Here is a 474-nt window from a genome sequence, read left to right as displayed (position 1 = left end):
ATCTAGGTGACGTCCGCGGCCGGGGTCCCGACCTTCTCCGCCGCCGCGAACAGCTGCGGGGCCGGGGTGATGTGGTCCGCGGAGCCCGCCAGCAGCAGCAGCGGGCAGTCGATCGCCCCCATGTCGACGGTCCGGCCGTCGACGGTGAGCGTGCCCTTGATCAGCCGGTTCTTCCAGAACAGGTTCTCCACCAGCCACAGGTAGAACGCGCCGGGGATGTCCTGGGTGTACTTGAACCAGTCCTCGAACACCCGGTAGCGCTCGACGTGGGTGGGGTCGTCGATGTTCTCCAGCAGCTGCAGCTGCCGGGAGATCTCCGACTGCGGCTGGATCGAGATGAAGTTCGACAGCACCGCCGAGCCCGGCATGTTGCCGCCGCCCGCGGCGACCAGCGCCTTGTACGGCGCCATCCCCATCGTCCCCGCCATCAGCCGGGTCGAGGCGGTTTTTTGATGGTTTTTTTAACATCGAGCG

At 66.5% G+C, this 474-nt stretch carries 1 protein-coding gene; it reads right to left on the bottom strand.

Annotated features, from left to right (window positions below; all coding sequences use genetic code 11):
• Window positions 1-2: 2 nt before the first annotated feature.
• Window positions 3-428 carry a DUF3141 domain-containing protein gene (locus DBV35_RS29210; protein WP_108663925.1) on the bottom strand — a complete coding sequence of 142 codons (426 nt, stop codon included), beginning with the start codon at window positions 426-428 and terminating at the stop codon, window positions 3-5.
• Window positions 429-474: the final 46 nt, after the last annotated feature.

It is taken from the genome of Acuticoccus kandeliae (genome assembly GCF_003073115.1).
The sequence above is the reverse complement of the archived record's forward strand: the minus strand, read 5'-3'. Positions and strand labels throughout refer to the sequence as shown.

Bases quoted from the DNA above. Each gene is read 5' to 3' on its own strand.
- DBV35_RS29210 (WP_108663925.1), bottom strand. From the start codon at position 428: ATGGCGGGGACGATGGGGATGGCGCCGTACAAGGCGCTGGTCGCCGCG.